Here is a 22,580-nt window from a genome sequence, read left to right as displayed (position 1 = left end):
CAGGTTTTTAGGCTAGAAATGGCAGACGGTATAAGTTGTGGACAATGCTAAGCTTTAAGTCGTAAATCGAAAATAGATCACATTTCAAATTGTTTTTGAACCATCTCGATCTCTTCTGAAAAATCAAATTCTCGGTTCAATCGTTCCAGCTTCTGTAGAAGATTCTGTTGAAATTTCCTGTGGCTTTCACTTCGAGTATTTAATGGTTTATGGGTTAGTTCGAGTTTGATTTTTCGAAGTTCTTCCGTTTTGGTTTGTGTTTCTTTACTGAAATATGACTTTTTCCATTTTTCCCAGATATAATCTTCGGCTTCTTCGGATGGATGGATTAAATCCTTTTTATAAAAACGGTAATCACGTAATTCGTCCATCATCACCTCGTAGGCTGGGAAGTACGAAACGGCAGGGAAACGACCTTCCAGTTGACTGCAAAGCACCCGAAGTTGGCTTTTGCTGAGTTGATTTTCCGGAATTCCATCTTTGATATGTCGGACAGGACTGACAGTCAGGATGATTTTTAAGTTTGGATAAACTCGCGAGAAATTGCCAAAAATGTGGCTAAAGTGCTGGTACATATCTTCCAGAGAAACGAGTTTTTTACTAAAGTGCCTTTGCGGAAGTTTGTGGCAATTGGCAACTCTTCCAAATTCCTCAGTTTCGTAAATCCACGAAGTTCCTAAGGTCAAAATCAAGTGAGTGCCATTATCCAGGTAGTCTTTTATTTTGGCTAATTGGGTAGCATATTTTTGGGCCAGCTCCTCAGGTGAAGTAGCATAAAGGTCAGAATGGGCACCTAAATAATAAAACAAACCGTCGCGCTCTAGTATTCCATCTTCTTCGATGCTGTCTTGAAAAAGTGCATGGTCCAACAGGTCGCCGAGAATCATAGGATGAAAGATCGTGCCGAATGGATTGACCAGGCAGTCGAACTTTGTGTCTATCATTTTTTGACCTATCATCTGCGCAAAACAGGAACCCATACTTAGAATTTTGCTTTGATGGGAGATAGGGAAGTTGGATTCTGGAATCGTGAATTCGGTGGACCATTGCATCCCCGAAATTAACAATTTGTGATCGAATGATCTTCTTACCGCAATGTGTACGGAGGAATTCGCAGAGCCTACAGCAGTCCTTTTTGTATTTGTCTAAAATAGCTATGTAGCTGTTCTGTCCCTCCATAAGCTGCACTTTAGCAATAGAATAGGATAGGCTACAGTGCTTTGCCGTCGTTTATGTCATCACGAACGGCTAATCCGCTATTTTTGTCAACTTTTATAAAAATTTTCCGGCAATTCTGTGATTTTTCTCCTAGATCAGAGACTAATGAGCTAAATGAAATCAAATGAGTAAAGAGGAAGAGTTCGTCAATCTAATCCATGCCAATCAAGGGCTGATCTATAAAGTCGCCACGATCTATGCGAAGGAAAAAGCCGAACAGGATGATCTGTATCAGGAGATCGTGTATCAGACCTGGAAGTCTTTTGATCATTTCAAGAAAGCTTCCAAGCCAAGCACCTGGCTCTATAGGGTAGGGATGAATACGGCTATTACTCATTTGAATAAATCCAAGAAACAGTTGAATACCCTGCCTTTTGACCAGGTGACTATACAGTTTTCCGAGTCAACTGATTCTGAACTTGAAGAGAAAATCCAACTGCTTTACACCCAGATCAGGAAACTGAATCTGTTGGATCGAGGCATCATTTTTCTCTTTCTGGAAGATAAATCCTACGAAGAGATCGCTGAGATATCCGGAATCTCGGTGAGCAATGTAGGAACAAGAATGTCCAGAATCAGGCAAAAACTTAAATCAGAAATGAATCCTAAATCAATGGAATATGGAACTCGATGAAATGAAATCCCTCTGGGCAGATCTCAGTGTGCAAGTCGAAAAACAAGATAAAATTCAAAAGGAAATTCTGTTGCAGATCACTAAGCAGAAATTCAGGAATAAGTTAGATGGGATAAGGATTCCTGAAATTATAGGCTCACTAGTCTGTATAGGTTACGCAATGTATTTGTTGTCACATTTTTCGGAGTTGGAGCTTTGGTACAATCAGATTTTTGCATTGATAAGTGTGCTCATCATGATAGTACTTCCTGTGTCTAGTCTTACTGCGATCAGACATATGAGGAGATTGCGTCTGGATTTGCATCCACCGAAGGTTTTGTTGCAAAAGTTTACGGATAGTAAAATTCGCTTTCTCAAATCACAGCACTATGCCATCATCTTCGGAGCAATTCTTATGTTCACCATGTTGCCACCTTATGCGGAATTGACTGGTTCGGATAGTGTCTCAGATCCTTTGTTTTGGATTATTTTTATCCCCACAGGTCCGGTATTGATGTATGTACTGAGTCGTTGGGTGCTGAAAAAATATAAAAAAGTAATCGCTTCTTCTGAAAAAATGCTTCAAGAAATGGAGTAAATGAAAAGGAGCTGTGTTGAGCAGCTCCTTTATCTTTAATTTTCCAATTCTTCTTTTTTCAGTTCCTCCCAAAGTCGCTTGACTTGTAAATCCCCATATCCATAGATGGGATATTTGATGTGAAAAGCCCGGAATATTTTGCCAAAATCATCGGTGTCGAGTTGTTCTGCGATTTCCTTCAGTGCCACTTTTGGTTTTCCAGGGTTGCTGCCTCGAGGAATTGATTCCTTCCAGGCCACCACTGCAGGATACAAAAAGGGCATTTCAGGCTGAACTTGATAGGATAGGGTCATGGCCTCCGACACATCTCCTCGCTTGTAGATATCCCACATATCCGCTAAAATGTGTCGCTCGTTTGAGGTAAGCGGTACTGCGTTTCTGTAGGCTCTTTCGAGTTCCTGGCTTTTCATTCCGCCAAAGCCTTCAATCAAATCTGTCGTGGGACTTACTAGAAATAATGGGCCTTTGTGAGATTTTAGGAGATTTGTCACAAACCATAAGTTGACTTGGCAAAAAAGGTCATGCTCAAACCACAAATAAACTTGCGTGGCTGACGTGGCAGTGAGGATCTTTTCAAATTCAGGTATCACATCAGTTATATAGTCTTTTTCGGTAGCTTTAGGATAGGTTTTAGCTAGGTAGTTGGCACGAAGGACGGCCAGCTCTTCTATAGAATCGGCATCTACTGGCCCATCTACAAGACATTCTCGTACGACGGCGATGTTCCCAAGTATTCTGGATGGAAATGCATTGCGGAGCGAATCACCATTCAAAACGTGTAGCATATTATTGGTTTTTGGTTTGAATTAAATTTATGGAAGTTCGGATCATTTCCCTAAGGATTGTCTCATCAATATCTGCCAGTTTATTAATGTAAAGGCATCCTTTAGCTTTTTTATGTTTACCCAGTTTTTCCAAAAATGGTTGTAGGTGAATGTTTTCAAGCATGATATAAATGGAAAGTGCTTGTTTTCTGGGAGAAAATCCTACGGGAAACCATTGCATCTCTTTTCCCGAAGGGTAGTAATACCTGAACATCCCAAATCCCACTATGCTTGGCCCCCACATCATGGGCTTTTCTCCAGATTCCTCTTCAAATAGTTTTGCTAAGTTCAAGCTATCTGCTTTTCGCACCGGATGTTCTATTGTCTGGAGAAAGTCTTCTACAAAGGCGTTGGTTGGGATGGTTTGAAGTTCGGACATGCTTACTGGTTTAGTGTAAATTTTGTAATTCTGGGAGGTAAAAGTCTAAAATGATGCTTTTTTTTTGCATACTTTTCAAAATAAGCCTGCATATTTCGAGTTTCTTGCCATAAATTGTGACTCAAACTAATTCCCAGCCTTCTGTCTCAATCCCTCTATCTCTCTGAATTGTCGCTGGCAATTTTCCTAAACCAAAATATAACAAAATGAAATCGCACTTGTTGAGTAGGTGACAAATTAGGGTGATTTCAAAAGCTAAGTAATTCTAAAGTGCAATAAAACAACAACTATCTTTTACGAAATTGAGCATAGTGAAAATCGTAACACCACTGGGTGATCAAAAGCCCTACGAGATTCCAGCTGACCCTAAAACAAGTTTAACATATGAAATTAAGAGCTACTAGTGTTTTTGCCCTTGTATTCTTCTTAGCAGCTTCCTCGATAGAGGTTTCTGCACAGAATACTTACCAAACTCCTCCCAAGTCTATTGCTGATCTGGTAAATGCTCCAAGCACTCCTTCTGTTCGTTTTAGCAAAAACGGCGATTGGATGCTGGTAATGGAGAGATCTGACAATCCAAGTATAGAGATGCTATCTCAGCCGGAATTGAAAATAGCTGGAATGAGAATAAATCCTGCAACCTCAGGACCCAGCCGTCAGACTGGAATTGAAAATATTAAAATCAAGAAAACACTGTCTGGTGAGGAAATTCAGATAACAGGTTTGCCTGCTCAGCCAAATATGGGTGGGATGAGTGTATCTGCGGATGAGAAATACATGGCTTTCACGCAGACAGATGCAGATGGAATTAGCCTTTGGGTGGTAGATTTGAGTACAAATTCTGCCAAGAAATTGACTGATAAAATTGTCAATGATGTATATGGTAATTCAGTACTGTGGACTCCAGCCAATAAAATGCTGGTGAAAGCAGTAAATCCAACACGTGGAGCTATTCCGGTGAGACCTTCAGCGCCTGCGGGACCAATCATCCAAGAGACTACTGGAGAAGCTGCTCCAAGCAGAACTTACCAAGACTTGCTAGAAAATCCGTATGATGAAAAGCTTTTTGCCTATTTCATGGATTCTCAGCTGATGGAGATTGATTTGGAAGGAAATAAGAAACCGATCGGTCCAGCTGGAATGATCAAGTCTATGGACCTTTCTCCTGATGGCAACTACATCATGGTTGATTTGATCCAGAGGCCATTTTCATACTTAGTGCCTGCTAGCAGATTTCCTTATGACGTAGAGATTTGGTCACGTGATGGCAAGAAGGTTAAAACGTTAGCCCAGATTCCTTTGGGTGAAAATATCCCTACAGGATTTGACGCTACAGTGACTGGCCCGAGAAATATCAACTGGAGAGCAGATAAGCCAGCAGTGGTTTATTGGGTAGAGGCTCAGGATGGAGGAGATGCTCGGGTAGAGATGGAAGAGCGTGAAATAATCTATACGCTGGCGGCACCTTTCTCCGGAGATAAGAAAATACTGGCTACGTCTGCCTACAGATTTGGCGGGATAGATTGGTCGGATGATTCGTTTGCAATACTGAATGAACGCTGGTCCAGAACCCGTAGAGACATGCGCTCAATCATCAATCCATCGAATCCAAGCCAGGCTAAACACCTAATTATAGATCGATCTTCAGATGATTTGTACAATGATCCAGGAGATCCGGTGATGGTAGAAAATGAGTTTGGAAGAAATGTGCTGCTGCGAAAAGGTGATCTGTTATATATGCGAAGCCCGGGTGGTTCGCCAGAAGGAGATATGCCTTATTTATCCACCTTTAATACCAAAACTAAGGAGGAAACAATTCTCTGGAGATCTCAAGCGCCCTTTTACGAGCGAGTAGCAGTAGTGCTGAATGATGATGCTAGTGAATTTATCACTATTAAAGAAAGTACGGATATTCAGCCTAACTATTGGTTAGTGAATACCAAGAAAAGAATAGCTCCAAGGCAATTAACCAACTTTGATAATCCCTACGAGTCAATCAAGGGGATTCAAAAGCAATTGGTTACCTACACGAGAAATGATGGATTGAATCTCTCTGCAGTAATTTATACTCCTGAGGGTTTTGAACCAGGTAAAGATGCGCCTCTTCCAGTGTTGATGTGGGCCTATCCTAGAGAATACAAGTCTAAGGAAGTAGCCGCTCAGGTAAGAGGCTCGCAGTATGCTTTTACGAGAGTTAGTTCAGGTTCCCCTTTGTTCTGGGTTACGCGTGGCTATGCGATCATGGATAGAACTGAGATGCCAATCGTAGGCGAAGGGGACAAGGAGCCGAATGACTATTTCATCGATCAGCTAGTAGCCAATGCTGAAGCTGCGATAGACGAAATCGTAGAGTTGGGAATTGGAGATAGAGATAGAATCGCAGTGGGTGGTCATTCCTATGGAGCGTTTATGACTGCTAATTTGCTTTCGCACACGAATTTATTTGCCGCAGGCATAGCACGATCTGGTGCATATAATAGAACTCTTACTCCTTTCGGATTTCAGTATGAGCAGAGAACCTACTGGGAGGCTCCAGAAGTGTATTTTAACATGTCACCTTTCTCTTTTGCGCACAAAGTAGAAACTCCGATTTTGCTGATTCACGGACAGGCAGATAACAACTCAGGTACTTTCCCCATCCAATCAGAGCGATATTATAATGCCCTCAAAGGACATGGTGCTACAGCAAGGTTAGTATTCTTGCCAAATGAAAGTCACGGCTATGCCGCCAAAGAATCTATAAATCACACGCTTTGGGAAATGGACTCTTGGTTGGAAAAATATGTAAAGAATAAGAATGAGATAGAAAGCAGTAAGTAAATAGTTCAAATAATACACTTCTCTCATTCGAACATGTGTGTCTTAAAAGAATTCTTTAGGGTGAAATTTACTTAAGAAATGGGACGAATGAGAGAAGTTTAATGAAGAGTGTTTTGTTTTCTTTTAAAGAAAATCGTTTGATTTTAGAATCAATTGACTGAATATTAGGAGTTGCAATTCTAAATTGGGTTAAAAAATCAATAAATCTGGATAGAATTCTGTCAAAATTTGGATTTGGAGGGTTTTTGATTTTTTACCCAAATCAGGTGTTTAGAACTTACTAAAAATATGAAATAACGAGTGGCGATTACCTTCTTCAATAGCTGATTTGCTCAAGTCAACCTGACTTCCGAAGTAATGCTGAATCGCTACTTTAACCTACTAAAATTTATTTTAGTGATAATACTTGTTGCAAGGTGCAGCAAGTGAAGTGAATAATTAACAAACCATTTATGAAAAAAACATTACTCAGTTTACTTCTAGGGTTGCTAGTGTCGGTGACGGTGTATGCGCAGAGCAGAACTGTGACTGGCAGGCTAGTCTCGGAGGAAGAACCGGATGGACTCATTGGAGTAAGTGTCTTGGTGAAAGGTACCACAATTGGTGTGGTATCAGATTTGGACGGAACCTATTCAATAGATGTTCCGAATGGGTCCAATGTACTGGTGTTCAGTTACATTGGTTATCAGAGTAGGGAAGAGGTGATTGGTAACAGAAGTGTGATCGATGTAACGATGAATCCTGACACTCAGAACCTGGATGAGGTGATTGTCACCGCTTACGGTACTGCAGATAAAGGTAACTTCACTGGAGCTGCAGTAGCGATCAAAGCTGATCAGATTGCTAATAGACCAATCAACAACGTAGCCAATGCATTGGAAGGACAGGCTGCAGGTGTCATCACCACTTCTGCAAGTGGACAGCCTGGATCCACTCCGGCTGTTCGTATCAGAGGTATTGGTTCTGTTAACTCATCAAGTTCTCCACTTTATGTAGTGGACGGTGTACCTTATGATGCAGCTATTGGCAACCTGAACCCAGAAGATATCGAGGATATTACGGTTTTGAAGGATGCATCATCATCTGCATTGTACGGCTCTAGAGCTGCCAATGGTGTGATTATGATTACTACTAAGAAGGGTAAAAAGAACAAGCCTACCTTCAACTTAAAAGTGCAGCAGGGTATTGCTAGTCGTGCACTTCCTGAATACGATCGAGTGAACGCTGATCAGTATTATCCGCTGACTTGGGAATCTCTACGAAACGGTAGATTGACTCAGGGAGCAGAGCCAGCAGTGGCAAATCAATATGCTACTGACAACCTTATCCCGCTGTTGGGATATAATGTTTACAATATTCCAAACAACCAAGTGGTAGGAACTGATGGACAGTTAGCTCCGGGTGTTGTGAATAACTTCCAAGGATTGGATTGGTTTGATGAGATTCAGCGAACAGGCAATAGAGGTGAATATAATTTGACCTATAGTGGAGCAAATGAAGATACTGACTACTATGCATCATTTGGATATTTGACGGAAGATGGTTTTATCATTAACTCAGACTTTGAGAGATTTTCGGGAAGGCTGAACATGAATACCAAGCCTACCAAATGGATGAAAACAGGATTGAATCTTTCTGCTACGCTTTCTGAAGGAAACAATGCTAGAGATGGTGGAAGCAACAGTTTTGTCAATCCATTCTTCACAGCGAGATCTATGGGACCTATCTATCCTGTTTTTGCGCAGAACATGCAGACTGGAGGTTTTATTCTGGATGAATTTGGAAATAAAATCTACGATACGGGTGATTTGATCAATTTGGGCTTACCTACTCGTGGTCCTGGATCTTTTCCTGGTCGTCATGTAGTGCAAGAAACACTTCTCAATGTGGATTCTTTTGATAGAGATGTGATCTCTGGAAGAGCATATGCGGAAGTTTATTTCCTTAAGAATTTTACTTTGAGAACCAACATAGCGCAAGACATGACTTCTCTTTTGAATCTGGGTTATGACAACACCATCGTAGGTGATGGAGCTCCAGCCGGAAGAACGAGAAGAGAAAATATCCGAATCAATAGCTTGACTTTCAATCAAATCTTGACTTATACCAACACGTTTAAGGAGAAGCATTTTGTAGATCTACTTGCAGGTCATGAGAATTATGATTTTACCAGAACTGTGCAGTTTATCTCCAAGCAAGATCAGATTTTGTCTGGAAATATTGAGCCAGACAATTTTGTGACAATCAACTCTGCTACCGGTAGAACTGACAAGGATAGAATTGAGTCCTATTTCTCTAGAGCGAATTATGTTTATGATGATAAGTATTCCTTCTCAGCTTCTATCAGAAGAGATGGATCTTCACGATTCTTCGAAGATGTAAGATGGGGTACTTTCTGGTCTGTTGGTGGAGCATGGAACATCGACAAGGAGAATTTCTTCCAGTCTGAGTTCATCGATATGCTTAAGCTAAGAGCTTCATATGGTGAGGTAGGAAATAATAACGTGAGTAGCTATTATCCTTGGCAAGCTCTTTATGACTTGGGTTTCAACAATGCAACTGAGCCGGGTATCCTTCAGGCAAGTTTGGCTGCCAGAGATCTAGTATGGGAGTCCAACAACACGTATGACATAGGATTGGATTTTGCCTTTGGAAAAAGATTCTCAGGATCTATCGAATATTTCTACAGAGAGTCTCAAAATCTACTTTTCGATGTACCACTTTCTCTTACTACTGGTCTGAGCAGCCGTATCCAAAACATTGGTACTATGTCAAACTCAGGAATTGAATTTGCTATTCAGGGTGAGCTAGTGAAGACGAATGATTTCTCATGGGTTTCGAGCCTGAACGTTTCCACCTTTGATAATGAATTTAAAAAGCTTCCGTTTGAAGAGCAGATCAACGGAACCAAGAAATTTGAAGTAGGTAGATCAATCTATGATTTCTGGCTTAGAGACTGGGTAGGCGTAGATCCTGAAACAGGTGATGGCTTATATAGAGCTGAGGAATATGATCCAGATAGCGATGCAGATCGAATCGTAGGATCTGACACCCTCACTTCTAATTTCCAGAATGCAAGATTTCACTTTGCTGGTCGATCTATCCCTGATTTCTTTGGTGGATGGAGTAACAGCTTCAGCTACAAAGGATTTACTTTGAGTGCGTTGGTTTCTTTCTCAGTAGGTGGAGATTTCTACGATGGAATCTATGCAGGATTAATGTCTGCAGATCCTGACGGAGGCGCATTGCATACCGATATTTTGAATCGTTGGCAGCAGCCAGGTGACATCACCGACGTGCCTAGAATGGATGTGATTAATTCGAATAATACCAATGTAGGATCTGACAGATGGTTGACTGATGGCTCGTGGTTGAACTTCCGAAGCGTCAATTTGAGCTACACGCTTAACAGAGATATTCTTCAGCGATTGAAACTGAGAGGTGCAACTGTCTATCTAGCAGGTGAAAACCTGGGTTGGCTTTCGTCGAGAAAAGGAATGTTTGTGTCTGAAAGTTTCCAAGGAACTGCGTCCAACACATTCACTCCTGCGCGGACGTTTACTTTGGGCATAAATGTCAACTTCTAATATGAAAACGACTATGAAAAAGATATTTAATAAACTAACACTACTACTTCTACTCGTCTTGAGTTTTGGATGTGCAGAGGATTACCTGGATACTGTTCCAACAGATGCGGTATCCGAAAGTCTTGTATTCACTACTACGCAAAATGCCTTTTCTGCCCTCAACGGGATTCACAGATCACTTTATATTCGTTGGGACTCTCAGGGACAGCCTGGAGAGGGAGGTATGATGATTATGAGAGAGGTAATGAGTGAAGATGTCGTGATGACAGGCTTGGCTAATAACTGGTTTGTAAGTACTACCAGATGGTTGACTCACCGAAATGAGAATGCCGGTGATGTGCGATTTGCCTGGAGATACTACTACAGAGTGATTGGAAATGCTAACATGATTATTGCAAACATCGATGAAGCAGCAGGTCCTCAAGCTGAAAAGGATGAGATTAAAGGTCAGGCCTTAGCCTATAGAGCTTGGGCTCATTTCAACTTGGTGCAGCTTTTCGCAGAGCGATACAATGCTGGCGGAAATAATAGCCAACTGGGTGTTCCTATTGTTACTGAGCCAATCACTGAAGGTGGAGCAAGAAATACAGTAGAAGAAGTATATACGCAAATCAATACTGACATCGAAGCTGCTATCGCGCTTTTGGATGAGGGTAGAAATGCAAAGTCTCATATCAACATCAATGTGGCTAATGGCATCAAGGCAAGAATTGCTTTAACACAAGGTAGATGGTCTGATGCTGCTGCTGCTGCCAAATTGGCCAGAGAAGGGTATCCACTAATGAGTGAGGCAGATATGTATGCTGGTTTCAATAATGTAGATAACCCTGAGTGGATCTGGGGAAGTCGTCAGGTGGACGATCAGCAGACTTTCTTTGCTTCTTACTTTGCGTATATGTCTGTGAACTTCAGTTCTACCAATATTCGTGGAAATCCTAAAGCAATCAGTAAGCTGCTTTTCAACAAGATCCCTGATTCTGATATCAGAAAGAACCTTTGGGATCCAAATGCTTCCAAACCAGCGCTTAGAGATCCATTTATCGATGAGGTTACTTTGAGCAACTTTGCGAAAAGAGACTATATGAACAGAAAGTTTGTAGCTCAGGGCAATGCATCTTCTGTGGGAGATGTAATGTATATGAGAGCATCAGAGATGTATCTACTAGAGGCTGAAGCCCTGGCTAGAGGCGGAAATGATGCACAAGCTAAAGTGATCTTAGATCAATTCGCGAAGCAAAGAAATCCTCAATACGCTGGCACTACCAATACAGGTGCTGCTCTAATCGAGGAAATTATGGTACAAAGGAGAATTGAACTTTGGGGTGAAGGATTTAGATTTTATGACCTTAAAAGGTTGAATCTTCCACTTGACAGAACAGGTTCAAACCACGTAGATCAAGTAGTTGCTGGTAAGTTTACAGAGCCTGCGGGCACTATCAACTGGCAGTGGCAAATTCCAATCGATGAGATTAATGCTAATGAATTGATGATTCAAAATCCATCTTAAGCACTACTTAATTTGATTGTATTCTTATCAAGCCCGGGAAATTTTCCCGGGCTTTTTTCTAAGTAAAATGTGGCAGCCTTCAGAAGCAAGTTTTGATATTTTCCTTGCTTATCAAATTCAGGTTCTCAAACTCTTTCTATAGAGTTGAATGTAACTTTGATAAGTTCTGCCTCCTAGTTAGCGTTTCGGGCAGGTTTTTATTTATCCATCAAATGTTTTTTTAAGAAATCAGCTGTCTCCTGATCTACTCGTATCATATTGGACCACTTCATCCAATGATGGGTGTCCCCAGGGATCAGGATGGCTTCATAGGGTTTGTCCAATTCCTCAAACCTTCGGATGATATCAGCCGTCTGGGACACACCCACATTTCGGTCATCATCTGAGTGAATAAAAAGCACTGGTGAAGTCCAGGTATCCAAATCTGCCATCGGGGAGGATTCCCAAGCGATTTTTTTTGCTTTGTCTAAATCAGGTGCAACTTCAAAAGTTTCAGGAAGCTCATATCGACCATCTAGGTCATGAACGCCGTGAATGTCAACCCCCACTTTAAATAAATCAGAATCTCTAGCCAAGGCTAATGCTGTCAAATATCCCCCGTAGCTTCCTCCATAAATCCCTATTTTATCTTTATCGACCTGAGGCAAGTTAGCTAGGAATTTGCCGCCTGCTTTGATGTCTTGGTATTCTACTGCCCCTTGATAATAGCCATTGGCTGGTCGATGAAACTCATACCCATAGCCTATCCCCAAACGGTAGTTTACTGAAAGCACGACAAATCCCAGCTCTGCCAAATACTGGTTGATCGCATAGGTATTAGAATAATAGTCCATGTAGCTCCAACCCAAAAGCATTTGTCGCTGTGGTCCCCCATGCGCGAATATCACTCCTGGCTTCTTTGAGGAACTGCCTTCTTTTTCGAAAAGTTGTCCATAGATAATTGTTCCATCTGGTGCAGTGAATTTCACTTGAGTAGGAACAACTAGAGAGGCTTGTGGGAAATCTGAAGGGATTATGGTTTGCTGCAGAAGTTTGGTTTCCTCACCATCATTTACAGCGATCAAATGTGAACGCTGAGCCGTAGCGCTGAAATAGGCAATTTTTCCCTGACCACCGATCCACACAGGATAGGCTTCTATGCCAGATCCAGCTGTTATCCATTGTAGTTCTTTGGTGGTGATAGCGACAGTTCCGATGTGTCTGCGATCAAGATCTTCTGGCTCAGAACCTGCGTTTGCAGAAAAAATCAATTTTGACTTATCCGGATTTAGTTTAATCTGCTCTACCATATAGTCTCCAGGGGTGAGCAGCGTACTTTTTCCCGTAGTAATGTCCAGCGCATAGAGGTGTTGCCAGCCATCTTGGTAGGATTGAAAAGCAAGATTTCCATCGGAGGTAAAGGAAAAGAAGGGGTAAGCAAAAGAGCCTCTTAGGGTTTCTGGGGCTTTCCAAAGTTTTTCGGCAGATCCATCTTGGACATTTGCAAGCCATATTTCCCACGGAATATGGCGAGGTTCTAACACCGGAAATGCCGAGCCTTTGCCCCCTTGAAGCCGTATAAAAGCGAGCTGCTTGCCATCGGGTGACCATTGGGGCAAGATGTCCTTATGAAAAGATGGGGACATCCATTGGATAGGAGTACTGCTGTCTTCGTAGATTCCGACTAAAGAATGGGAGGAACGATTGACCGAGAAGGCAAGTTTTTTTCCACTTGGCGAATATTGGACATAATCGACATTCCCTTTGACTTCAAAAAGTTGAGCCGGTTTTTCGGATGAGTTCAGGTTAGCTGTCCATACTTGACCACCTTTGAGGAAAGCTAGTTGATTCGGTGCACCAACCACTGGGTTGTCAGCTTCAATGATCGCTTGAGCTTTTCCGTCAGTTAGGTTGATTTTCCAAATCTGGACATCGGGAAGCGTTGGTAAGTTCAGGGCGTTGACGGTGGAGGAAGCATTGCCACCTCCATGATCTCCTCCTCGTACAAAGACCAACCATTTCCCGTCGGGTGTAAATTGCAGACTGCTGATTTCCTGCCCATCATCTTCATTGAATTCGGTTAGTTTTTGGGGTGAGAAATTTGGCCCTTCGGCAATATAGATGTTTCGTTTTCCTTGTTCATTCATTGCCCAGGCTATTTTTTCGCCAGAGGGAGAGGAGGTGAGTTCAGAAGGGAAGCTGAATTTCCCAACTTGCTCCATGGTGAAGGATTGGGAGTAGAGATTTTGGTGTAAGAGGAAAATGGAAAGAAGTAAGACGTAGAGGATTGATTTTTTCATGGGTTTAATACTTGTCATGGATGTAGTAAAGCACCTTGGTGAGTTCAGTTTTTAGCTCATTGCCCGAGATAGGATAGTTGTTCATCAGGCAGGAGAAATGGAGGATCTTCCCACTTTTGGTTAGTAGATATCCGCTCAGAGCATTGCTCATGGAGAGGGTCCCGGTTTTGGCATAGATGTACGGAGGTTGACCAGGATCAGATGGGTACCAGTTGCGAATAGTCCCAGATTCACCACCGGCTGGGAAATAGGCTTTGATTTTTTCCAGAGGAATTTGTTCTCGGATTTTGCCAAGTAGTGCGACGATACTTCTAGGGGTAAACATGTTTTTGGATGAAAGTCCTGATCCATCCACCCAAATAGGCTCATCCGGTAGATCTGCCAGCAGGTTTTCCTTGGCGTAAGCAATCGCATCAGCAGTACTTAGCTTGTTTTCCAGTTGGTCGGAGACCAAGAGTAAAAGTTGTTCTGCTAGAAAGTTGTCAGATATTTTCATCATCTGAGAATAGATGCTATCAGCAGATGCGGTTTGAAGTTTCGTTGGAATGGCGGAGAGATAGGATTGATTTTTTATCAAGGTTACTTTCTTTCCTAATTGCTCGGAGAGAGAAGCCGCCGCCAATTCAGGCGAGGTGAGCATAGGGATGTCGGTTTCAAAAGTACCTTCCCAAGTGTCCGGTTGCTGATAGGTGAAAATATTGGCATTTCGGTCACGTTGGAACCGATAGCCTTTCCAGTCTGCTGGTTTTTCTGAATGAACTAGATTGGTGAATTGTCGGGGAATAATTTCAAATTTTGTTTTCTCGTCCTTCTTTTCAAAACGGACTATATTTCCATAAATAGGAAAGGCTGAACGCTCGGTGGCGTAATAGGCATTGTACCAATCCCAAGCCCAGCCTGGACCGAATGCGGAGACTTGATCGAAGTTATCAAGAAGGTAGAGCTGCTTGCTTTGGTTTTTCAGGAAATCTAGAGCGACGGTGTTTTTCAAATCGGGATGAAGCAAGCTAGGATCACCAGTTCCCCAAAAGATTAATGAATCACCTTTTTCGATGTAGTTCAAACCGTTAATTAAACTATCGCCTAGTAGGGTGTAGGAGGTGTAGAATGTAAATAGTTTGGTGTTGGAAGCGGGGATAAAGTACTTGTCAGTATTGATATCTACGAGGATTTTATCTTTATCTGGATCTAGAAGCATAAAGCCCAAATGTCCTTGGTCAAACACCTCAGACTTGGTGAGGGATTTGTTGATTTTCTGCACAGTGCAGGAGCTGAAAACAAGTAGGAAAGCTAAAAGGAGCGTTCTCATAGTGAATTTATAGTAGTCGATTAAAATAAAAAAGTCTCCCACCTATTGGCAGGAGACTCTAGGAATTAAAATTCCCTTATTGATTCCACCAGATTCTATCAGTCAGTGTCACACTTGGGACATTGGCACCGTTTCGGCTGATTTCGCTATCTGGATAGGCCAAACGTCTGATGAGGTCACCTCCCAAGTTAGGGTTGACATTGGCAGGAGGAGTGAAATTCTTATATGCATAGTCAAATCTTCTCGCATCGTTCCATGTCTCTGGATGTAAAAACAGGGCTACCCATTTTTCTTTGAAAATCAAATCCATGGTTAATCCCGCTGCTCCTACAGCTACGCTTGGTTCGGCTAGGTAAGCTGCTTTATCAGAAGCGGATACTCCAAGCATGTCCATGTGAGCGCTGATTCCTGCTAAGTATGCTTGATAAGCACGTGCCTTATCAGTGTCAAAAGCGGCTTCTGCCTCTATGAATTTCAGTTCAGAGTAGGTAGCAATCAAGATAGGTGAAAGGGTGGAAGTGTAATATTGGCCTGGGATCAGTGTAGATCTTGCCCCTTGCTCAGGAGCATCGCCTCTCCCTGCACCGTTCTCAGTACCTATAAACTCACCATCATCCGTAGTACCGATCATCAATGGTAATCTAGGGTCAACAGCTGGGTAAGAAGTACCGTCCAAAGCCTCTACAAATTGCTCAGAAATCCAGCCACCTAAGAGTAAGTTTTCATTATTGATAGCCACTTGTGCCCAAGGGTTGAAACGTTGTTCGAAGAAGAGCACTTCAGCATTGTCAGCGTTTGAGGTGAAGCCTGCACTGACAGCTGAAAGTACTGCAGCCGAGCTATAGGATTGGGTGCTTTTTGTATGGATCAAATATCTTGCTTTTAGGGTATTAGCGAATTTGATCCAAGTAGCCACATCACCGCCATAGATGAAGTCGTCATCTCCGATCGAGATGGAAGTGGTGCCATTTAAATTAGCGATACCTTGGTCTAGCAAACTTATAACATTTCCATAAAGCACTTGGTCATCGTCATAAGCTGGAGTTACGGTCGTGAAGTTGAAGCTTTCAGAAAAAGGTACATCTCCAAATAGATCTACTGTCATAGCTAGATTCAGAGCCATCAAGACCTGTCCCGCACCTAGGTAGTGAAGGGAACCTGCTTCCTCAGCCTTTTTATTCATCTCGTTCAAATCAGTCATCACATTATATAGACTGAACCAAGTTCCACTGAAGTCTAGCGCTTCCATCGTATCTGATCCACTGTCAGGGTTTGGCGAAGCCAGGTATTGCACGTAGTTACTAACAGCGCTACCAGACCTGAAGACGTTCAGTGAAGTTTCGTAGGTTATATTAGTCATCAAGCCTGAGATAGGTGCATCTTCAGGGTTGTTAGGATTTTCATTGACATCCAGAAATGATTCACAGGCAGAAGCCGAGAGAATCAAGGATGCACCCAAAATCGCTTTTATTTTATAGTTTAATTTCATTTTTCTAGTCTTTAAGAGGTTAGAATCCAAGGTTCAACGTCACGAAATAGCTCTGAACTCCAGGGAATCCCAAGCCAGTAAATCCAACTGCGTTTCCACCTGCGCCTGCAGAGAAGGACTCTGGGTCAAACCCATCCCAAGGGGTGGATAGGATAATGTTATTTGCTGCCAAAGCTACTCTTGCAGTTCTGAATGGCGTCCTTTCAAGAAGTTCTGGTTGTAAGTTATAGGCAAGCGTTATATTTCTAAGTTTGATAAAGCTTGCATCATTTACGAAGTTTTCAGAAACACCTCTAACGCTATTTCTCCAGTAACCAGCTCCGTAGTTTACCCCATCAGGACCAATGCCTTGTCCTAGCCAAACCTCTTTCGTATTTTGAGATCCATCCGCAAGTACTCCAGGGAATACTACTGTTTCATTTCTTCTTTCAGAATCCTCTTGTTTTCCAAAGGCAGAAAGGAAGTTGCCGAACTGGTTATATTGCTCTAGGCCTGATCGAAAATCAATTAAGAAGGAGAATTCAAGACCTTTGTAAAAGAATTGATTCTTTAATCCTCCAAATAATTTTGGAACTGCATTTCCCAGCACAAGCTGAGTACCGTTACGAACTGGGAATCCATTTGCTCCGATTAGTTGAGGAAGGTCTCTATCTAGGAACTCTGCTCCTTCGGCTAATCCCGGTCTAGTATAGTGGCTTCCGTAGATGTTGCCATAGGCTTCGCCTTCTTTGAGGATCATTGTTACCGTTGATCCCACGTATCCAAACTGAGATCCAACTACTATCTGGTCAATACCTTCACGAATTCCCTTAACCTCATTTTTGTTGGTTGTCAAATTCGCTGTTACATCCCAACGGAAGTCACCTTTTTCTACTGGAGTACCACCTAATACAAATTCAAACCCTTTGTTTTCTATCTCACCTGCGTTGGTGATATAGGAAGAGAATCCAGTCGCATCTGATATAGGGACAGGAATGATCTGATCAACAGAGTTTGATTTATAGTAGGTCACGTCCAAATTAAGCTTGTTGTTGAAGAAAGCTAGTTGGGTACCGAATTCAATTGAAGTGGTTCTCTCTGGCTTCAGGGCAGGATCCCCGAAGGTGGAGTTTTTAGAGAATCCTACTTGTCCATTCAGAGGGAAAACAGATGGAGAGACGAAAGTGGCTCCCAAGATGTGCGGGTTCGTGTCCTTACCTACCTGTGCCCATGAAGCTCTTAGTTTACCAAAAGTAAACCAAGATGGCACATCAAAATTCTCGGTGAATACATATCCTAAACTTACCGATGGGTAAAAGAAGGAATTGTTTTCCTTAGGAAGCGTAGAGGAAATGTCATTTCTTCCAGTTACGTTCAAGAATAAAAAGTTTTTGTAATCCACCATCAGGTCACCGTAGAAGCCGACAAGTCGTCGGATGCTTTTTCCCTGACTAGCAAAGATCTGAGTGGTATTGCTTAGGTTATAAAAACCTGGGATTACGAAGTTTGATCCCGTAGCAGTGACTCTGTCAAACTGTCTTTCGAAGACATCATTACCTAATCTTAACTGTGTATTCCAGGTTTCATTCCATTGTTTTTTTAAGGTGATGTAGAAGTTGGAATTAATGTCTTTGCTGTTAATTCTGGTTTCTTCGATAAAACCTGTAGAACTCAAGGCAACTTCACCATCTATGCCCATAGGGCCAGGTGTGATCTCCGTGCGGCTATCACTGTAGAAATCTGTACCTAATCTATAAGAGAACATCAACCAATCTGTAGGACTGTAGTTGAAGTTAATGTTTCCGATTACTCTATTTACATCATCTTCATAGGTAGCAAATCTTGCATCGTAGATCGGATTCGTATTTCCGTAAGTCTTCATGGTGCCGTCATCATTGATGTAGTCGGAGACATCAGTGGATTCAGACCAATACATCATTCGCTCAAGGAATCTATCGTGTGGAACTCTATTTCCTCCAGAATTACTGAAGTTAATAGACCCTGAGAAATTGAATTTCTCGCTTGCCGTAATGGTGCCAGACAGTTTAGCGGTGGTTCTTTCCCAGTCTGAAAAAGGAATAATTCCCTCTTGATCTAGTCTGCCAAATGAACCATAAAAAGTGGCTTTGTCATTTCCACCTGAAACACTTAGGTTATTGTCGAATGTCATCCCAGTATCGAAAGCTTTATTCCAATTGTCCTGATAGACGTAGTTTGGATCGTTTTCTTCAGCGAAACTGGCTCCCCAAGATGGCCAAAAGCTTGAGTCATCACGCACTCCGCTGAACCCTTGTCCGTATTCATCCTGAAGTTTAGGCTTTTTGACAAGCTCATCCACTCCAAAAGAGCTAGAGAAATTTACCTGTACCTGTCCTGATTTACCTTTTTTGGTAGTTATGATAACGGCACCATTGGCGGCACGTACCCCATAAAGGGCTGTCGCCGCCGCACCTTTTAGTACAGACATATTTTCTATGTCATTTGGGTTGATATCTGCTATTCTGTTACTCATGCCTCGGGGCGTGCCTGCGGATTCTACTGTTGAATTATCCACTGGGACACCATCCACTACGAATAAGGGCTGGTTATCAGCGTTTGGATCGAGCGAGTTGATTCCACGAATAATTATTCTAGCAGATTGTCCCGGAGCTCCTCCGGAATTAGTTACTTGAACTCCGGCGACTTGTCCTTGTAGGGCATTCACCACATTCACTTGTTTGCTTTCCAAGATTGCATCCGAATTAATACTTTGAGCTGCATATCCCAGTGATTTTTTCTCTTGAGAAATACCAAAGGCCGTTACGATAAATTCATCTAAATCCGATGCTGAGCTAGCCAAAACTACATCAAGAGTTGTGGCAGAGCCAACGGTGATACTTTTGGAATCAAATCCTATAAAAGAGAAAACCAAGACGGTGTTGGCATTTGGGACATCGATACTATAAAAGCCATCAATATCTGTCACTGCACCCGTGCTGGTACCCTGGATCAAAATACTAGCCCCTGGAAGTGGCTCTCCATCTTCCTTAGCTATTACTTTTCCTTTGACAGTTTGCTGGGCATAGAGAGGTATGCTTGCCAGAAACCCTAAAAGAAAAAGCAAGGTCATTGCGTAGTTTTTCTTCATGTGTTTGTTTTTTAGATGAGAATTAGTTTTTTAATTGTTTGTTGCAATTACTTGCATGATTTGTGAATTTGTAAAATCCATCAAGCTGCGTTTTGGTTAGACTGTTTTCTAGTTAATAGATTGAATTAGAATGGCTTAAATTAGTAGAGATAGGTGCTGTGGTTACACTTTATTATTTCTAAAATTGAAGATAAACCCTTAACCATTCTTTCTATTTGACGCCATTGATTCATAAATTAGGAATTAATGATCACTTATTTACAATTCCTTCAACTGATTTTTGTCAATTTCATAATTTAGATTTTTTACTCAAATATTATTTGCTGTTGCTGGTTTATGCCGTATTTAATTTTGAATACATGCAAGTAATAGCTATCTATCTGTGAATGAGCATAAAAAAAGACTGCCCTGAGTAAGGCAGTCTCTCGATAGTATGCTTTTTGGCTGATGTTAATTCACCGTCTTTATTTCAGTGACCGTTTCAGTCACTACTTTTTTGCCGTCTTCATAGTTGATTTCTTTTTTGATCTCAATCTTTTCAGTCAACGTAGTAGAATGAGGTTTTTGGCTGATATGTGGCGCGATTACCAAAGCTACAATGGACATCAGTTTGATCAGTATGTTCATGGAAGGGCCAGAAGTATCCTTAAATGGATCTCCAACGGTATCGCCAGTAACAGAAGCCTTGTGAGGTTCAGATTTTTTGTAATACATCTGACCATCGATTTCTACCCCTTTTTCAAATGATTTCTTTGCATTATCCCATGCACCGCCTGCATTTGATTGGAACATACCCATCAAAACTCCAGAAACGGTAACACCTGCTAGAAGTCCACCAAGCATCTCTGCAGATGAAACTTGCTCAAATACTCCTTGGAAACCAAAGCCTATTAAAATAGGAGTGATCAAAGCAATAGCACCAGGAAGTAGCATTTCACGTAGTGAGGCTTTGGTAGAGATTTCAACACATTTTTCGTATTCTGGCTTTGCCTTGTATTCCATGATACCAGGGATTTCTCTGAACTGACGTCTCACTTCATTCACCATATCCATAGCCGCACGTCCTACAGCGGCGATGGCCAGAGAGGAGAAAATAAAGGGAATCATTCCTCCTACAAAAAGTGCTGCCAGCACAGGTGCTTTGAAAATATCAATAGCATCTATTCCTGCCACACCCACAAACGCCGCGAACAAGGCCAATGAAGTCAATGCCGCCGAAGCTATGGCAAAACCTTTTCCAGAAGCTGCAGTGGTATTACCCACAGCGTCCAAAATATCAGTACGTTCTCTTACTTCTTCAGGAAGCTGACTCATCTCTGCAATACCTCCAGCGTTGTCAGCAATCGGCCCAAATGCATCAATTGCTAATTGCATAGCTGTAGTAGCCATCATGCCTGCTGCCGCAATTGCTACTCCATACAGGCCAGCAAAAGCATAGGAACCCATGATACCACCAGCCAATACCAGGATTGGAAGAACCGTAGATTCCATACCTACCGCTAGTCCAGCGATGATGTTTGTAGCATGTCCGGTTGCGGATTGATCGATGATGGATTTTACCGGACGCTTACCCATGGCGGTGTAATATTCTGTGATAATACTCATCAACGTACCAACTATCAGCCCCAAAATAATCGCATAAAACACATCCATATTGGTGAAATCATATCCTCTGATCGAAAGCGTCTCTGGAAGCATGTAGTTAACGACGAAAAAGGAAGCAATTCCAGTGAAAACAATAGATGACCAGTTGCCCATATTCAACGCGTGTTGCACATCTCCTTTATCATTTTTAATAGTGACGAAGAACATTCCTAAGATGGAAAATACAATTCCTAGACCTGCCAGCACCATTGGCAATAGGATAGGGGCAATACCTCCAAAATTATCAACAGACACAATCTCACGACCTAAAACCATCGTAGCAAGAATCGTGGCCACGTACGAACCAAATAAGTCAGCTCCCATTCCAGCCACATCACCTACGTTGTCACCTACGTTGTCAGCTATAGTTGCAGGGTTTCTTACATCATCTTCGGGGATTCCCGCTTCTACTTTTCCGACTAAATCTGCTCCTACGTCAGCAGCTTTGGTATAAATACCGCCACCCACTCGGGCAAAAAGTGCAATTGATTCAGCTCCAAGAGAGAAACCTGCAAGTACCTCTAGCGCTTTTTCCATTTCCAACCCATTCACTCCAGCACCTACACTTTGTACATACATGTGATAGAAGACGATGAATAGAGAACCAAGTCCTAGCACTGCAAGTCCGGCTACTCCAAGTCCCATTACTGATCCCCCAGTGAAAGATACTTTGAGCGCATGTTTTAGGCTAGTTCTGGCAGCTTGAGTAGTTCTCACATTTGCTTTGGTTGCGATGTTCATTCCTATGTAGCCTGCGAAAGCTGAAAATACAGCACCGATAAGGAAGGATATGGCAATCACTGGACTAGATGTCTCCACTGACATTCCTGACCAAGCCAAAAGAATTACTGCGATGACAGCAAAATAGGAAAGCACTTTCCATTCTGCTTTCAAAAATGCCATGGCGCCATCCGCTATATAGCCTGCAAGCTCCACCATGTTTTTATCACCTGTTTGCTGCTTGGTCACCCAGGCAGATTTAATGGCCATCACGATCAGGCCTACCAGTCCCAACGCAGGGACTGCATAAATTAAAGCTTGTTCCATAAAGTAAGTCGTACTGTTTATTTTGAATTTGTTAATTGAGCAAATATAGAACTTCTCAATTATTGGCCAATTGAAGAATGAAATTGCCTAAATCGCTTTTTTTAAAGAGTTTTATTGTGAATAAATTGTCTGGATCAGCTTTTGGATTCATTAATTGAGA

The 22,580-nt window shown here is 42.0% G+C and carries 13 protein-coding genes; 5 read left to right on the top strand and 8 right to left on the bottom strand.

Translation table 11 applies throughout. The features are described 5' to 3' along the window. Positions 1-77: 77 nt before the first annotated feature. A complete protein-coding gene (locus ABJH64_RS00790) occupies positions 78-1,052 on the bottom strand; it encodes a GSCFA domain-containing protein (protein ID WP_348275169.1) in 975 nt (324 codons plus the stop codon). A gap of 290 nt (positions 1,053-1,342) precedes the next feature. On the opposite strand from ABJH64_RS00790, the gene ABJH64_RS00785 reads away from it, so the two are divergent. After that, positions 1,343-1,852 carry a sigma-70 family RNA polymerase sigma factor gene (locus ABJH64_RS00785; protein ID WP_348275170.1) on the top strand — a complete coding sequence of 170 codons (510 nt, stop codon included), beginning with the start codon at positions 1,343-1,345 and terminating at the stop codon, positions 1,850-1,852. After that, entirely contained in the window at positions 1,839-2,429 is a 591-nt protein-coding gene (locus ABJH64_RS00780) for a hypothetical protein (protein ID WP_348275171.1), read from the top strand. The genes ABJH64_RS00785 and ABJH64_RS00780 overlap by 14 nt, the downstream gene beginning before the upstream one ends. A gap of 35 nt (positions 2,430-2,464) precedes the next feature. On the opposite strand, the gene ABJH64_RS00775 is transcribed toward ABJH64_RS00780, so the two are convergent. Further along, on the bottom strand, positions 2,465-3,214 hold the full coding sequence (locus ABJH64_RS00775) for a DUF1835 domain-containing protein (RefSeq protein WP_348275172.1): 750 nt from the start codon (positions 3,212-3,214) through the stop codon (positions 2,465-2,467). Position 3,215: 1 nt separating this feature from the next. After that, a complete protein-coding gene (locus ABJH64_RS00770; RefSeq protein WP_348275173.1) occupies positions 3,216-3,632 on the bottom strand; it encodes a DUF1801 domain-containing protein in 417 nt (138 codons plus the stop codon). 384 nt (positions 3,633-4,016) lie between these two features. Here ABJH64_RS00770 and ABJH64_RS00765 point away from each other — a divergent pair, with 384 nt between their 5' ends. From ABJH64_RS00765 to ABJH64_RS00755, 3 genes are all read left to right on the top strand, one after another. After that, on the top strand, positions 4,017-6,452 hold the full coding sequence (locus ABJH64_RS00765) for a prolyl oligopeptidase family serine peptidase (RefSeq protein WP_348275174.1): 2,436 nt from the start codon (positions 4,017-4,019) through the stop codon (positions 6,450-6,452). A 452-nt stretch (positions 6,453-6,904) separates the two neighbouring features. After that, on the top strand, positions 6,905-10,039 hold the full coding sequence (locus ABJH64_RS00760; protein WP_348275175.1) for a TonB-dependent receptor: 3,135 nt from the start codon (positions 6,905-6,907) through the stop codon (positions 10,037-10,039). A 13-nt stretch (positions 10,040-10,052) separates the two neighbouring features. After that, a complete protein-coding gene (locus tag ABJH64_RS00755; RefSeq protein WP_348275176.1) occupies positions 10,053-11,546 on the top strand; it encodes a RagB/SusD family nutrient uptake outer membrane protein in 1,494 nt (497 codons plus the stop codon). Positions 11,547-11,743: 197 nt separating this feature from the next. Here the strand turns inward: ABJH64_RS00755 and ABJH64_RS00750 are convergent, their stop codons facing one another. The 5 genes from ABJH64_RS00750 to ABJH64_RS00730 form a co-directional block, all read right to left on the bottom strand. Next, complete coding sequence (locus tag ABJH64_RS00750; RefSeq protein WP_348275177.1) at positions 11,744-13,825, bottom strand: prolyl oligopeptidase family serine peptidase; 2,082 nt, start codon at positions 13,823-13,825, stop codon at positions 11,744-11,746. Between the two features lie 4 nt (positions 13,826-13,829). Further along, on the bottom strand, positions 13,830-15,134 hold the full coding sequence (locus tag ABJH64_RS00745) for a D-alanyl-D-alanine carboxypeptidase (RefSeq protein ID WP_348275178.1): 1,305 nt from the start codon (positions 15,132-15,134) through the stop codon (positions 13,830-13,832). 76 nt (positions 15,135-15,210) lie between these two features. Continuing rightward, positions 15,211-16,623 carry a SusD/RagB family nutrient-binding outer membrane lipoprotein gene (locus tag ABJH64_RS00740; protein ID WP_348275179.1) on the bottom strand — a complete coding sequence of 471 codons (1,413 nt, stop codon included), beginning with the start codon at positions 16,621-16,623 and terminating at the stop codon, positions 15,211-15,213. Between the two features lie 19 nt (positions 16,624-16,642). Further along, complete coding sequence (locus ABJH64_RS00735) at positions 16,643-19,729, bottom strand: SusC/RagA family TonB-linked outer membrane protein (protein WP_348275180.1); 3,087 nt, start codon at positions 19,727-19,729, stop codon at positions 16,643-16,645. Between the two features lie 450 nt (positions 19,730-20,179). Continuing rightward, a complete protein-coding gene (locus ABJH64_RS00730; RefSeq protein ID WP_348299224.1) occupies positions 20,180-22,420 on the bottom strand; it encodes a sodium-translocating pyrophosphatase in 2,241 nt (746 codons plus the stop codon). Between the last annotated feature and the right edge of the window lie 160 nt (positions 22,421-22,580).

The sequence above is a fragment of the Algoriphagus sp. genome, assembly GCF_039969895.1.
Classification (GTDB): Bacteria; Bacteroidota; Bacteroidia; order Cytophagales; family Cyclobacteriaceae; genus Algoriphagus.
Note: the sequence above shows the minus strand (reverse complement) of the source record. Positions and strands in the feature narration are given on the sequence as shown.